A 13,332-nucleotide genomic window follows, 5' to 3' on the forward strand; every position below is an offset into this window, starting at 1 on the left:
CTTTCAGGGTGCGCGCACGCGCCATTAGCGTGCGGCGTTGGAGGAATGATGCAAGCGGATACGAAAGAAGCGAACGGCCTGCCCGATATCAAGGTTTCCGTGCGCCAGTTGTTCAATATCGATTCCGACATGGAAGTGCCGGCCTATTCGACGTCCAACTCTTATGTGCCGGACCTCGATGAGGATTACATCTTCGACCGACCGACCACCCTGGCCATTCTCGCTGGCTTTGCCCGCAACCGCCGTGTCATCGTCACCGGCTACCACGGGACCGGCAAGTCGACCCATATCGAGCAGGTCGCCGCGCGCCTTAACTGGCCGTGCGTGCGGATCAACCTCGATAGCCACGTCTCCCGTATCGATCTCGTCGGCAAGGACGCGATCGTGCTGAAGGAAGGCAAGCAGGTCACGGAATTCCGCGACGGCATTCTGCCCTGGGCCTATCAGAACAACATCGCGCTCGTGTTCGACGAATATGACGCCGGCCGCCCGGACGTGATGTTCGTGATCCAGCGCGTGCTCGAATCGTCCGGCCGCCTGACACTGCTCGACCAGAGCCGCGTGATCAGACCTCATCCGGCGTTCCGCCTGTTCGCCACCGCCAATACGGTGGGTCTCGGTGATACGTCGGGCCTCTATCACGGCACGCAGCAGATCAACCAGGCGCAGATGGATCGCTGGTCGATCGTCACCGTGCTCAACTATCTGGCCCACGACAAGGAAGTCGACATCGTGCAGGCGAAGGCGCCGCACTATCGCGACAAGGAAGGCCGCGAGATCGTCAACAAGATGGTGCGCGTCGCCGATCTCACCCGGAGCGCCTTCATGGCCGGCGATCTGTCGACGGTGATGAGCCCGCGTACGGTGATCACCTGGGCTGAGAATGCCGATATCTTCAAGGATGTCGGTTTCGCCTTCCGCCTGACCTTCCTCAACAAGTGCGACGAACTCGAACGCGCCCTCGTCGCCGAGTTCTATCAGCGCGCCTTCGGACAGGAACTGCCCGAGAGCACGGTGAATGTCGCGCTGAGCTAAGGCTCAGAGCATTTTCGAGCGAAGCGGACGCCGGTTCGCGTGGAAAATGCATCCAGACGAAAACGAGTTTGGTTCTGATTTGATCAGAACCAAATTCCAGTCGAGGCGAGAACACAGGGTCCGCACCGTGCTAGGTGCGGGCGGTAATGGGATAGCCATTTCATGAGTTCCAATCGCAAACCGGCAACAAAGGGCGAAGCGCCGCAGGAGCCGTTCAAGCGCGCGGTGGCGAGCTGCATGCGCGCCATGGCAGGCGTGCGCGATCTGGAAGTGACCTTCGCGGCCGAACGTCCCTCGCTCGTTGGCGGCGATACGCCGAAGGCGCGGTTGCCGGAGCCGGCGCGCAAGCTCACCGTGCAGGAAGCGGCGATCGTCCGCGGCCATGCTGATTCGCTGGCGCTGAAACTTGCCTGTCACGATGCCAATATGCATCGCCGATTGACGCCGACCAATCAGGCGGCGCGCGCTGTCTTTGAAGCGGTCGAGCAGGCGCGGGTCGAATCGATCGGCTCGCGGCGCATGCAGGGCGTGGCTGGAAATCTCTCGGCCATGCTGGAAGACCGCTATCATCGCGGCACCTATGCGGATGTGACCGATCGCGCCGATGCGCCGCTGGAAGATGCGGTGGCGATGATCGTGCGCGAACGGCTCACCGGCCTTGCGCCGCCCAAGGCGGCGCAGAAGCTCGTCGATCTGTGGCGGCCGATCATCGAGGATCGCGCCAGCGCCGATCTCAATGCGCTGGGCGCTTCCATCGAAGATCAGCGCGCCTTCGGCAAGGTGGTCCATAAATTGTTGCAGTCCCTCGAAATGCTCGACGAGGGTGCGATGGATCAGGACGAAACCGGCGACGAGCAGGGCGATTCCGAGCCCGATGCCAAGCCCGAGGACGCGGAAGGTGAGGGCGAGCAGGACCAGACCGGCGAGGCCGTCGAGATGGACCAGACCGACGACGCCTCCGACGACATGGAAGACGGCGAGATGGAGGCGGAAGACGCCCCATCAGGCGAAATGCCCGAGGACGCCGACATGGGCGACGCCGACGAAGCGTCCGAGAACAAGCGTCCGCCGACCCATGGCACGATCGAACATCGCGGCCCCGATTATAAGGCGTTCTCGATCAAGTTCGACGAGACCGTGCATGCCGAAGATCTGTGCGAGCCGGAAGAGCTGGAGCGTCTGCGCGCCTATCTCGATAAGCAGCTCAGCAATCTGTCGTCGATTGTCGCGCGTCTCGCCAATCGGTTGCAGCGCCGGCTGATGGCGCAGCAGAATCGTTCATGGGAGTTCGATCTCGAAGAGGGCATCCTCGATCCCGCACGTCTGTCGCGCGTCATCATCGATTCGCAGCAGCCGCTGTCGTTCAAGCGCGAAAAGGACATGAACTTTCGCGACACGGTCGTCACTCTGCTGCTCGACAATTCCGGATCCATGCGCGGGCGACCGATCACCGTTGCCGCGACCTGTGCCGACATTCTGGCGCGCACTCTCGAGCGTTGCGGCGTCAAGGTGGAGATCCTTGGCTTCACCACGCGGGCGTGGAAGGGCGGGCAGGCACGCGAAGCCTGGTTGCAGGCCGGCAAGCCGGCCAATCCGGGCCGGCTTAACGATCTGCGTCACATCATCTACAAGTCAGCCGATGCACCGTGGCGCCGCGCGCGCCGCAACCTCGGCCTGATGATGCGCGAAGGTTTGCTGAAGGAGAATATCGACGGCGAGGCGGTCGATTGGGCGCATCGTCGCCTGCTCGCGCGCAGCGAACAGCGTCGCATCCTGATGGTGATTTCCGATGGCGCGCCGGTCGACGATTCAACCCTGTCGGTCAATCCGGGCAATTATCTCGAAAAGCATCTGCGCTGGGTGATCGACGAAATCGAGAATCGTTCGCCGGTCGAGCTCATCGCCATTGGCATCGGCCATGACGTGACGCGTTATTATCGTCGCGCCGTGACGATCGTCGATGCCGAGGAACTTGGTGGCGCGATGACGGAGAAGCTGGCTGAATTGTTCGACGAGGATTCTGGTCCAGCGACGATCATCCCTTCGCCGCAGGTGGTACGCGCGGCGCGCATGGCGCAGCAGCCGGCGCGGCCGAAGTGATGTGACGGAAGCCTTGGTGTCATCAAGGCAGTGATGAGAAGCGCTGACACAGAGGTGTCGGTATTTTCCGCCAACAAAAAAGCCCGGTCGCGAGACCGGGCTTTTTTAATGCGATGATGTCGCTGAAATCAGGCTGCGACCGCAGCCTGCTTCTTGGCGATTTCACGCTTCAGGGTCAACGCGCCCTGCGACAACTCGGCGTCACGCGCCTTGAGCAGGAAGGCGTCGAGGCCGCCACGATGTTCGACCGAACGCAGAGCCGCGGCGGCGACGCGCAGGCGCACCGAACGCTGCAGCGTGTCGGAGATCAACGTGACATTGCACAGGTTCGGCAGGAACCGTGTCTTGGTCTTGATATTCGAGTGGCTGACGAGATTGCCAACCTGGACTGCCTTGCCGGTCAGTTCGCAACGGCGCGACATAGGATATTCCTTTCAAACGCTACGACAGACGATAGCCTCAAGAACGCCGCCGGCGGGCGGATGCCTTTGTCTACGACTGAACGGAAGGCGCGACAAACCGCAATCGTTCCGGGTTCGCCGGAATTGGGTCGCGGCTCTATAGTAGAAGGGGCGGTGTGGCGTCAAGGCTTTGGCGACAAAGGCCGGCAACAAAGCTGGATCAAAAGCTGCCGTAAAGCCACACGTCGGCTGGATCGGCGGCTTATCGGCCCTGAATCCGACGAATTTACGAAGTGTAAGCTATAAGATGTTTCAAATCCGACAACAGCATCGGGTTCAAAACTTCATGATCAGCAGGGCGTTCAAAATTAAGACGATTTTGCCTAGGGGGCAGATTCTTGCCGCGCTTTCCCTGGCCGCGCTGGCGCTGCCCTGTGCCAGCGCCCAGGCTGAAACGCTGCACGCGGCCTATTCGGTTCGTATCATCGGCCTGACCTTGGGAACCGCCGGTCTCGTCGGCACGATCGAGCAGAACGCCTATCGGCTTGAGGCTTCGGCCAAGCTTGCCGGGATTGCCTCGGCGCTGACCAAATCCGAGGGCGGCGCCACCTCCACCGGCGCCATCGTCAAGGGCCGGGTGCTGCCGGCGACCTATGCCAGCGCCTCGCAGAACACCAAGGAAACCCGCACGGTCCGCATGGCGTTGAACGCCGGCACGGTCAGTGCCGCCGAAATCGTGCCGCCAGCCGATCCGTATCCCGATCGCATTCCGGTGACCGAGGCGCAGAAGCGCGGCATCATCGATCCGCTGAGCGCGCTGGTGATGCCGGTCAGCACGCCGGGACCGCTCGTTGGCCCCCAGGCCTGCGCCCGTACCATTCCGATCTATGACGGGATCACCCGTTTCGACGTGCCGCTGTCCTATGTGGGAACGCGCCATATGGATGTGGCTGGCTATAGCGGGCCGGTGGCTGTGTGCTCCGCCCGCTACCGGCCGATTTCCGGCCATCGCCCCGATCGGGAGGCGACCCGGTTCATGGCCGAGAACAAGCAGATGGAAGTCTGGCTGGCGCCGCTTGAAGAAGCGCGGGCGCTGGCGCCGATACGCATCACCGTCGCTACCATGATCGGCATGCTGGTGATTGAGGCGACGCGTTTCCAGACCTCGCCCTCGACCACCGCCTCGACCCGTTAACACCTCACCGGTTCACTGGCCGGTCGAACCGTCCGTCTTTTGCGAACCCGCTGGCTATCTTGGCCGGCGGGTTTTCTCATGGCGGCTCAAGCGGCGCGCCCGCGCGGTCCCCCGGCCAGGCGCGGCCGTCCCAAATCGACCGCAATCGTTAATGCCTTCAATTTCAAACCCCTATTCCCTAAGCTCTGCAATGTTCCAGCTAGTGGTATTGGAGCGTCTGGCCACCCACATATGGCGTGAACGGGGCGGGAAAGGTCGGGATGCAGCGATTCGTGCCGGTTACGTTCGTGCTGCGTACTGGAGGTAAACGGTGGATGTTCTGGTCCCTGTGGAAAATCGATTGACAGAACAGCGGCTCGGAGTCCGTCCGACAGTCGAGCGCGAGTCTAGTGAATCGCGTCTCGAGTCGAGCCGATTCACAATACATAGTAATTCTTGGATGGGTCGGAACGAAATCTTGTGGGGAACAAAAGAAGACTCAGGAAGAGTCGCCGATTCGATGCCGATTCGTTCCCGCCCCGTTCGAATGCTGAAGAAATCTGCCCGTCCGCCGTCGCAGCATGATACACCGGCGCTGTTCCGGCAGGGTCCGGCGGGGCAACCCGCTTCCGTTGTTCGGCATCGTGCCGCAGGTTCGTTTCGATGAATGTTCCGCTGCCGGCGGGTCGCGCCGGCCTTCCGCCTTTTCGCTCCCGGCCGGTAACGGCGGTCCTGGGGCCGACCAATACCGGCAAGACCCATCTGGCGATCGAGCGCATGATGGGCCACACCAGCGGCATTATCGGCCTGCCGCTGCGGCTCCTGGCGCGCGAAGTCTACAACCGCATCGTCGACAAGGTCGGTCCGGCGCAGGTGGCGCTGATCACCGGCGAGGAGAAGATCAAGCCCGAGCGGCCGCGTTATTGGGTTTCCACCGTCGAGGCGATGCCGCGCGATCTCGACGTTGATTTCGTCGCGGTGGACGAAATCCAGGTCGCCGCCGACCTTGATCGTGGCCACGTCTTCACCAATCGTCTGCTCAACCGGCGTGGCCGCGAGGAGACGATGATGATCGGCGCCGAAACCATCCGGCCGCTGATCGAACGGCTGATTCCCGATGCGGTCATTGTGTCGCGGCCGCGGCTGTCGAATCTCACCTTTGCCGGCGAGCGCAAGATTTCGCGCCTGGCGCGGCGCAGCGCCATCGTCGCCTTCTCGGCCGAGGAGGTTTACGCGATCGCCGAATTTATTCGGCGCCATAAGGGCGGCGCCGCCGTGGTGCTGGGTGCGCTCAGCCCGCGCACCCGCAATGCCCAGGTGGCGATGTATCAGAACGGCGAGGTCGATTATATCGTCGCCACCGATGCCATCGGCATGGGCCTCAACCTCGATGTCGACCACATCGCCTTCGCCGGCGATCGGAAATTCGACGGCTGGCAATACCGCCGGCTCAACCCCAGCGAGTTCGCTCAGATCGCCGGTCGGGCCGGCCGCCACACCAATGACGGCACCTTCGGCACCACCGGGCGGTGCGCGCCTTTCGACCCGGAATTGGTCGAGGCGCTGGAGAATCACCGATTTGATGCCCTGACCACCCTGCAATGGCGCAATTCGGAGCTCGATTTTGCTCACATCGGCGCCTTGCAGGCCTCTTTGGAGCGGGAGCCGCCGGCCCAGGGCTTGACGCGGGCGCCGCTGGGAGAGGATGTTCTGGTTCTCGACGTGTTGTCGCGGGACGAGACCGTTCGCAAGAGTGCTGCCACCCGCAAAGATGTGGAGCGTCTCTGGGACGCATGCCAGATCCCCGATTATCGCAAACTATCCCCCGCCGCCCATGCGGAACTGGTGCTGACCATCTATGGTTTCATCGTTCGGGCGGGAAAAGTGCCGGAAGACTGGTTTCAACGCCATCTTTCGACTTTTGATCGCACGGATGGTGAGATTGACACATTGTCGGCGCGTATTGCACAGATACGCACCTTCAATTTCATCGCTAATCGTCCTGACTGGCTGAAGGATCCCGAGCATTGGCAGGGGATTACCCGTCAGGTAGAGGACAGGCTTTCGGACGCGCTGCATGAGCGGCTCGCCCATCGATTTGTGGACCGGCGCACCAGCGTGCTGATGCGCCGCCTGAGAGAGAACGCAATGCTGGAAGCGGAAGTAACGACGTCAGGCGATGTGCTTGTCGAGGGGCAGCATGTCGGCAGCCTGCAGGGGTTCCGTTTCACGGCTGATCCCATGGCCGAGGGCGAGGTCCAAAAGACCCTCAACGCGGCGGCGCAAAAGGCGCTGGCGAGCGAGATCGACGGGCGCGCCACGCGCGTCGGCGATGCGGTGGACGATGCCTTCGTGCTCGCCAACGACGGCACCTTGCGCTGGCTCGGCGAAGTGGTCGGTAAAATCGCCGCCGGCGATCACATCTTGAAGCCGGTCGTGCGCGTGCTCGCCGACGAACGGCTGAGCGGCGCGTCGCTTGAAACCGTGCAGCGCCGGCTCGATCTGTGGCTGGCGCAGCATGTCAAGAAATTGCTTGGTCCCTTGTTCGAGCTGGAAGCCGGCGAAGGCCTTGAAGGCATCGGCCGGGGCATCGCCTTTCAGGTGGCCGAATCGCTGGGCGTGCTCGAACGCCAGCGGGCAGCCGCCGAGATCAAGAATCTCGACCAAGCGGGGCGCGGTAGCTTGCGCAAGCTGGGATTGCGGTTCGGCGCCTATCATATCTACCTGCCGCAATTGCTGAAGCCGGCGCCGCGTTCGCTGGCGGCGCAATTGTGGGCGCTCAAGCACGGCGGTCTTGAGACGATGAAGGGGCTCGACGAAGTGGCGCATCTGGCGTCCTCGGGGCGCACGTCCTTCGCCGTCGATAAGGATGTGTCGAAAGGCCTGTATCTGGCGGCCGGTTTCCGCGCTTCGGGCGACCGCGCCGTGCGCGTCGATATTCTCGAACGTCTGGCCGATCTGGTCCGTCCGGCGATTGCCTATCGTCCCGGCGCCACGGCTGGCGATCCGCCGGCAGGCACGGCCGATGGCGATGGTTTCATCGTCACCGTGGCGATGACCTCGCTCGCGGGCTGTTCGGGCGAAACCTTCGCGTCGATCCTGCGTTCGCTTGGCTATCATTCGCAGCAGCGCAAGGGGCCGGCGATCACCGTGCCGCTGGTTCCCAAGGCCGCGACCGAGCCGGTCAAACCGGTTCAAGCCGCAGCGGAGACGGATGCCGCGACCGAAGCCGCCGCTGTGTCCGAGGATGCACCGGCAGCTGCTGACGTGAGCGCGGAAGCGCCGGCGGTCGAGGCTGTGTCGGAGACGGTCGAGGCCGCGCCGGTGGAAGCCGTCGTGGAAGCGCCGGAGCCCGTTGCGGACGTGGTGGCTGAAGCCGAATCGGAAGCCGTGCCGCAAGCTGAGGTGGCCGAGCAAGGTGAAGTCGCCGTGGTGGCTTCGCCTGAGGTTGCGACCGCCGACGCGTCGGTTGAGACGGCCGAGACTGCCCCAGACGTCGTCGCCGAAGACCCGATGATCGAAGTGTGGACGCCGCATCGTCGGCATGAGCCGCGTAAATTCGATTTCACCCAGCGCCGACCGGGACGTAACGAAGGTCGCAACGAGGGGCGTGGCGAAGGCCGCAACAGGGGCCCGCGTCCGCAGGGACGTTCCGACGGACAAACGGGCACTCCCGAGGCTGGCGTGGCGGCTGCGCCTGTCGATGGCGCGGAAGCGCCGGCGCAGCAGCAGCGGCGCGACGGTGGCCGCGATCGCTTCAAGAAGAAATTCGAAGGGCGCGGCGGTCAGAAGCCGGGCGAAGGTCGTCGGGACCGGCCGGATCAGCAGCGTCCGCAGAATCAGCGCTTCGAGCGGCCGAAGCCGAAAGAACGGCAGCCCGATCCCAACTCGCCCTTCGCCAAGCTGGCGGCGTTGAAGGAGCAGCTGGAGAATAAGGATCGCAGCAGGTGACGATTGCCGGGCGGCAACGGCTGGATAAGTGGCTGTGGTTCGCCCGCGTCGTTAAATCTCGCACCTTGGCGGCGAAGCTGGTGATGGATGGCTTTGTGCGCGTGAACAGCGTCAAGGCCGATGCGCCAGCCAAGCCTGTCGGTCCGGGTGATGTTCTGACGATCGCCTTGGAGCGCCAGGTGCGTATCCTCAAAGTTCTTGCGCCGGGCGTCCGGCGGGGTCCCTATGAGGAGGCGCGCACCCTATATGAAGATTGTTCGCCACCGCCCGCCGCGCGCGATGAGACGCCAGAATTTGGCGAGCGGGAGCGGGGAACGGGCCGGCCGACGAAGAAGGAGCGCCGAAGCCACGACGCGATCTTCGGCTCTGGCAAAGTTGATTAAGATGATCAGGGTTGCAATCGCCGACGCATTCAGCCAAGAGGCTGCCGATGTCAGGCAGCGGGCGTAGCCCCTGTGAATGACCGCCCAAATCCGCAAGGGGTCATGGGCGCGAGGAGAGACTGATGACCTATGTCGTCGTAGAGAACTGCATCAAGTGCAAGTATATGGATTGCGTCGAGGTGTGCCCCGTGGACTGTTTCTACGAGGGCGACAACATGCTGGCGATCCATCCCGACGAATGTATCGACTGCGGCGTGTGCGAGCCAGAGTGCCCGGCCGAGGCGATCAAGCCGGATTCGGAGCCGGGCCTGGACAAATGGCTCAAGCTCAATGCCGACATGGCCAAGTCCTGGCCAAACATCACGATCAAGCGCGATGCGCCGGCGGATGCCAAGGAATTCGACGGAAAACCGGGAAAATTCGAGGCTTACTTCACGGATAAGCCCGGCGAAGGCGATTAAAGCGCGGCATTTTGGCCCGGTCGCCGTGGCGGTTTCAGCCCGGCCACTGCCAGTAGGGTCAAAGTTCCGCCATCAATTCCAGTGAATTGCAACAATCCACGCCGTTCTGGTGGGACGGCGTTAACCTTTGCGCGCGGCCAAAGCACAGTTCCATGCCGGAATTCTTTGATTCCAGCAGTATTTTGTGCTATACCTCTTTTTAACAGTCGTTAATTCCGCTCACCGAGGACCCGCCGTTACAGGAGGCCGCTCCGGTTTTCCGGGGCTGTTTTTTTGTCGACATGGGACAGCCCCTTGCCGGCGCTGTTTTCAATCTGAACGAGCGAGCAATTAATCACTGTTTTTGTTTAGGTAATCAGTGCTCTGCTCCCATGTGAGCGCTGCTTCTACCTAACCGGATGCTCTCTGTCATCCGGAAAATCACCCCGTCTCCACAGCGGGGTAAGCAGGAGTAGCGAGTATGTCGTCGACCAAGAAAACGGCCAAAATTATAAAGGCCAAGGCTATGGCGCGTTCATCCACGAAGGAAAAGGTGAAAACCGGGCTTTCCGGCAAAACCGCGAAATCCGAAGTGGACAAGGCCAAATTAAAGGCGGCGACAAAAGACAAGGACAAGGCGGCCAGCAAGGCGAAGGACATCGCCAAACCGGTCGCGAAGACTTTCACCAAACCGGTGGCTAAGCCGGTGATCGTAAAGTCGGCTGTCAAGCCGGCGGTAGGGAAAGTGTCCGCTGAAGCCAAGGTTGACAAAAAGTCTGCCGGAACAACAGCAAAGACTGCTTCGGTACAGGTTCTTAAACCTGTTGCTGGCAAGAAGTCTGAGGCACTTCCCAAAGCGCAAGAGAACAAGACAACAATCGTGAAAAAAACTCAGCAAGCGAATGATGTGGCGCCTCCTGCCAAGGATAACGCGCCCGTGAAATCTGCCGCCCCGGTGAAGCCGGTGGCAAAAGCCATCCCCGCCAAGGCCGTCGAGGCCAAGGTGGAAGCCAAGACCGATGCGCCGAAGCCGGCTGCGAAGGTTGCTGCCAAGCCGGCGCCGGCGAAAGCCGAGAGCGCGAAGCCGGCGGCTGCCAAGCCTGCCGCGCCGAGCAAAGCGGCTGCCGCGCCTGTTGCTGAGACCAAACCTGCTGCCATTCCCGCCATGCCGCCGCGTCCCGTCGGGGGCCCGGTGCCGCCGCGTCCGCCAGGTGGTGGCATGCCGTCGGGCCGGTTTGGCGCCGCCCGCCAGCCGTTCCCGCCGATCGTCAAGCCCGTTGATCCGCGCGCTGCCGCCAATGGCGGCAAGGTGCCGGGTGGCGTCGCCAAGACCGGCTTCAAGACCCACGAATATATCGTCTATCCCGCTCACGGCGTCGGTCAGATCATCGCCACCGAGGAGCAGGAAGTCGCCGGCCACAAGCTGGAGCTTTATGTCATCAGCTTCTTCAAGGATAAGCTGACCTTGAAGGTGCCGCTGCCGAAGGTTCTGTCCGGCGCGATCCGCAAATTGTCGGATGGCCCGACGGTGCAGAAATCGCTCGACACGTTGACCGGCCGCGCGCGCGTCAAGCGCACGATGTGGTCGCGCCGCGCTCAGGAATACGAAGCGAAAATCAATTCGGGCGATCTCGTTGCGATCGCTGAAGTGGTGCGCGATCTTTATCGCTCCGAAGCGCAGCCCGAGCAGTCCTATTCCGAACGGCAGCTCTACGAAGCCGCCCTCGATCGGATGGCCCGCGAAGTCGGCGTCGTGCAGAAGCTCACCGAGACCGAATCGCTCAAGGTGATCGAGCAGCATCTGGAGAAGGGGCCGCGTCGCGGCACCCGTGCCGAAGCTGCGGCGGAGGCGGATGCCGATTCGGACAGCGACGGCGAAATCGACGCCGCCGCCTGATCGGCCCAAGCTTCAACATTTCAAGAAAAACCCGGCTCGCCAGCCGGGTTTTTTATTGCGAGACTGGCGTCATGGATCGGTGGAGGGGCCGATGGACGCGCATAACTTTCTCATCTCGGATCGTGCTCGCGCCTATTTCGAGGATTGCACGAAGCTCGATCTGTTCCGCGATCTCAGCACGAAAATTTCCGATCTCATTCCGCTCATTGCTTGGACGCTCGGTGTCGAGAGCCGCAACCGGGACGGCGAGATCATCGCGCAGCGTGGTCCCCACTACGCGATGACTTTCATGAGCAAGGATAAAATCCTCACGGGCAAACAGCCGTTCGTATTGCTGCCCTTTGACGGTGGAACAATCGGCCTCTGGCCCGGGCCTGACGTGACGACAGAAGCTGCTTACGAGATCGACGTGATCGAGGGGCAGATTTCGGTCTTGCCCCGCGCGTAACGATAGCCGTTTATTCGACGACGATCTTGTACTGCCGGCCCGGCTCCAAGCTGGCGCCGCGCTGTAGGCCGTTGATCAGCAGGAACACGTCGAGATTGCGATCGGTCATCGCCATGCGCTGCGCCATACTCGAGATGGTGTCGCCGCCCTGGGCCGGGACGATGGCGATGTGCAGCGGCTTGAGGGCGCGCGCCTCCTGCGGCGGCAGGCGGCGGAAGGAATTGATGGCGGCCAAGAATTTTTTGTCCGCGTCCGGCGTTAAATTCTTGCTGGCGAAAATGATGCGGAACACGTCGCCGCCCATGCGCACCACGGCGACGCGAAAGCGCCAATCGTTTTCGGTGGCTGTTGCGGTTGCCGCCGGCAGGCCGTTGATGGTGAGCGCCTGGATCGTCGATTGGTCGAGACCGGCGACCCAGCCTGTGCCGAGATAGGCCTCAAGCGATTGCTCCTCGCCGAGGCGGACATTGTCGAGGCGCAGGGCTTCCGAACCACCGGCGGCGACGCCGAGCACCGCCTGGGCGGTGTTCTCCAGGGTAAAGCCTTCCGGTGCGATGAAAGAGAATCCGAGCTTGCCATGGGCGAAGCGGCGACCGCGCACGATGCCGTCGGCTGGATCATCGCCGAAGTCGATGCCGTTGATCGCCGCGAGATAGGCCTCGCGGTCGATGGCGCCCATGCCCGGCGCGCCGAACTGGCGGGCGGCGTTGCGGGCCCGTTCGATGCGTTCCTGGGTCGAGGGATGGGTCGACATGATGTCGGGCTGTTGATCGCTGCTGCGGTTGCCGAGCAAGGCGGCGCGCATCGCGGTCGAGCGGCTCAGCGCCTGCAGGAAGCGCGAGGCGCCATAGGGATCGTACCCGGCGCGGCCGAGGTTGCGCACGCTGATCAGGTCGGCGTCGAATTCCTGCTGGCGGGTGAAGCCGGCGAGGGTGAGCTTGTCGAAGGCGGAGACCTCTTCGCTGCGCTCGCGGCTTTGCAGCTGCCGGGTGACGCGGCTGCGCAATTCGCTGGTCTTCAGCGCTTCCTCGCGCTGAAAAGCATGGCGCGCAGTGACATGGCCGATTTCATGGGCCATCACGGCGGCCACCTCAGCGGAATCATTGGCCAAAGCGAGCAAGCCGCGCGTCACATAGATATTGCCCGACGGCAGCGCGAAGGCGTTGACGACAGGAGAGTTAAGGATCGTGACACGATAGGCAGGGCCGGGATTTTCATCCGCCGCCGCCAGTTTCGCCAGAATCTGATTGAGCAGCTGTTCGGCCGCCGGCGCTCTGTATTCGCCACCGAACATGGAGACGAGCTGGCGATGTTCCGCCGTCCCTCGTGGTTCGTTTCCGGTGGTGCGCGGCGCCTGCGAAGGCACGGCCGGGCCTTGCGGCTGTTGGTTGTTGTCGGGGTCGAACGTGGCGCAGCCGGCCAACGCCAGCAGAAGGGCCAAACTGGCCAGCCGGGCGGAAAACGATCGGGAAAAAGGGTAAGTAAAAGAATTCATAGATTTAT

At 62.5% G+C, this 13,332-nt stretch carries 11 protein-coding genes; 8 read left to right on the forward strand and 3 right to left on the reverse strand.

The features are described 5' to 3' along the window. Nucleotides 1-45: 45 nt before the first annotated feature. Both cobS and cobT read left to right on the forward strand, forming a co-directional pair. Entirely contained in the window at nt 46-1,035 is a 990-nt protein-coding gene (gene cobS, locus BLW50_RS21960; RefSeq protein ID WP_090706588.1) for a cobaltochelatase subunit CobS, read from the forward strand. 162 nt (nt 1,036-1,197) lie between these two features. Further along, nucleotides 1,198-3,135, forward strand: a complete 1,938-nt coding sequence (gene cobT / locus BLW50_RS21965; protein WP_090706590.1) for a cobaltochelatase subunit CobT — start codon at nt 1,198-1,200, stop codon at nt 3,133-3,135. Nucleotides 3,136-3,263: 128 nt separating this feature from the next. Here the strand turns inward: cobT and rpmB are convergent, their stop codons facing one another. Further along, a complete protein-coding gene (gene rpmB, locus BLW50_RS21970) occupies nt 3,264-3,557 on the reverse strand; it encodes a 50S ribosomal protein L28 (RefSeq protein ID WP_090706593.1) in 294 nt (97 codons plus the stop codon). A 358-nt stretch (nt 3,558-3,915) separates the two neighbouring features. Between rpmB and BLW50_RS21975 the strand changes: the two genes are divergently transcribed. From BLW50_RS21975 to fdxA, 4 genes are all read left to right on the forward strand, one after another. Further along, the gene (locus BLW50_RS21975; protein WP_170850288.1) at nt 3,916-4,731 is read left to right on the forward strand and encodes a DUF3108 domain-containing protein; all 816 of its coding nucleotides are present in this window, start codon (nt 3,916-3,918) and stop codon (nt 4,729-4,731) included. Nucleotides 4,732-5,373: 642 nt separating this feature from the next. Then, nucleotides 5,374-8,661, forward strand: coding sequence for a helicase-related protein (locus BLW50_RS21980; RefSeq protein WP_090706598.1), 3,288 nt, complete (start codon nt 5,374-5,376; stop codon nt 8,659-8,661). Continuing rightward, on the forward strand, nt 8,658-9,044 hold the full coding sequence (locus BLW50_RS21985; RefSeq protein WP_090706601.1) for an RNA-binding S4 domain-containing protein: 387 nt from the start codon (nt 8,658-8,660) through the stop codon (nt 9,042-9,044). Before BLW50_RS21980 ends, BLW50_RS21985 begins: the two co-directional genes overlap by 4 nt. A 122-nt stretch (nt 9,045-9,166) precedes the next feature. Continuing rightward, the gene (gene fdxA, locus BLW50_RS21990) at nt 9,167-9,505 is read left to right on the forward strand and encodes a ferredoxin FdxA (RefSeq protein WP_090706603.1); all 339 of its coding nucleotides are present in this window, start codon (nt 9,167-9,169) and stop codon (nt 9,503-9,505) included. Between the two features lie 420 nt (nt 9,506-9,925). Here the strand turns inward: fdxA and BLW50_RS31120 are convergent, their stop codons facing one another. Next, nucleotides 9,926-10,318: a hypothetical protein gene (locus BLW50_RS31120; protein WP_244544349.1), complete on the reverse strand. Its 393-nt coding sequence runs from the start codon at nt 10,316-10,318 to the stop codon at nt 9,926-9,928. A gap of 169 nt (nt 10,319-10,487) precedes the next feature. On the opposite strand from BLW50_RS31120, the gene BLW50_RS21995 reads away from it, so the two are divergent. Further along, nucleotides 10,488-11,381: a CarD family transcriptional regulator gene (locus BLW50_RS21995; RefSeq protein ID WP_244544486.1), complete on the forward strand. Its 894-nt coding sequence runs from the start codon at nt 10,488-10,490 to the stop codon at nt 11,379-11,381. Nucleotides 11,382-11,472: 91 nt separating this feature from the next. Then, nucleotides 11,473-11,829: a hypothetical protein gene (locus BLW50_RS22000; RefSeq protein ID WP_090706607.1), complete on the forward strand. Its 357-nt coding sequence runs from the start codon at nt 11,473-11,475 to the stop codon at nt 11,827-11,829. A gap of 10 nt (nt 11,830-11,839) precedes the next feature. On the opposite strand, the gene BLW50_RS22005 is transcribed toward BLW50_RS22000, so the two are convergent. Further along, nucleotides 11,840-13,270 (reverse strand): M48 family metalloprotease, encoded by a 1,431-nt coding sequence (locus BLW50_RS22005; RefSeq protein ID WP_244544350.1) that lies wholly within the window; start codon nt 13,268-13,270, stop codon nt 11,840-11,842. Nucleotides 13,271-13,332: the final 62 nt, after the last annotated feature.

It is taken from the genome of Beijerinckia sp. 28-YEA-48 (assembly GCF_900104955.1).
GTDB lineage: Bacteria > Pseudomonadota > Alphaproteobacteria > Rhizobiales > Beijerinckiaceae > Terripilifer.

Coding starts and splice junctions, on each gene's coding strand:
- cobS (WP_090706588.1), top strand. CDS start 46: ATGATGCAAGCGGATACGAAAGAAGCGAACGGCCTGCCCGATATCAAG.
- cobT (WP_090706590.1), top strand. CDS start 1,198: ATGAGTTCCAATCGCAAACCGGCAACAAAGGGCGAAGCGCCGCAGGAG.
- rpmB (WP_090706593.1), bottom strand. CDS start 3,557: ATGTCGCGCCGTTGCGAACTGACCGGCAAGGCAGTCCAGGTTGGCAAT.
- BLW50_RS21980 (WP_090706598.1), top strand. CDS start 5,374: ATGAATGTTCCGCTGCCGGCGGGTCGCGCCGGCCTTCCGCCTTTTCGC.
- fdxA (WP_090706603.1), top strand. CDS start 9,167: ATGACCTATGTCGTCGTAGAGAACTGCATCAAGTGCAAGTATATGGAT.
- BLW50_RS22000 (WP_090706607.1), top strand. CDS start 11,473: ATGGACGCGCATAACTTTCTCATCTCGGATCGTGCTCGCGCCTATTTC.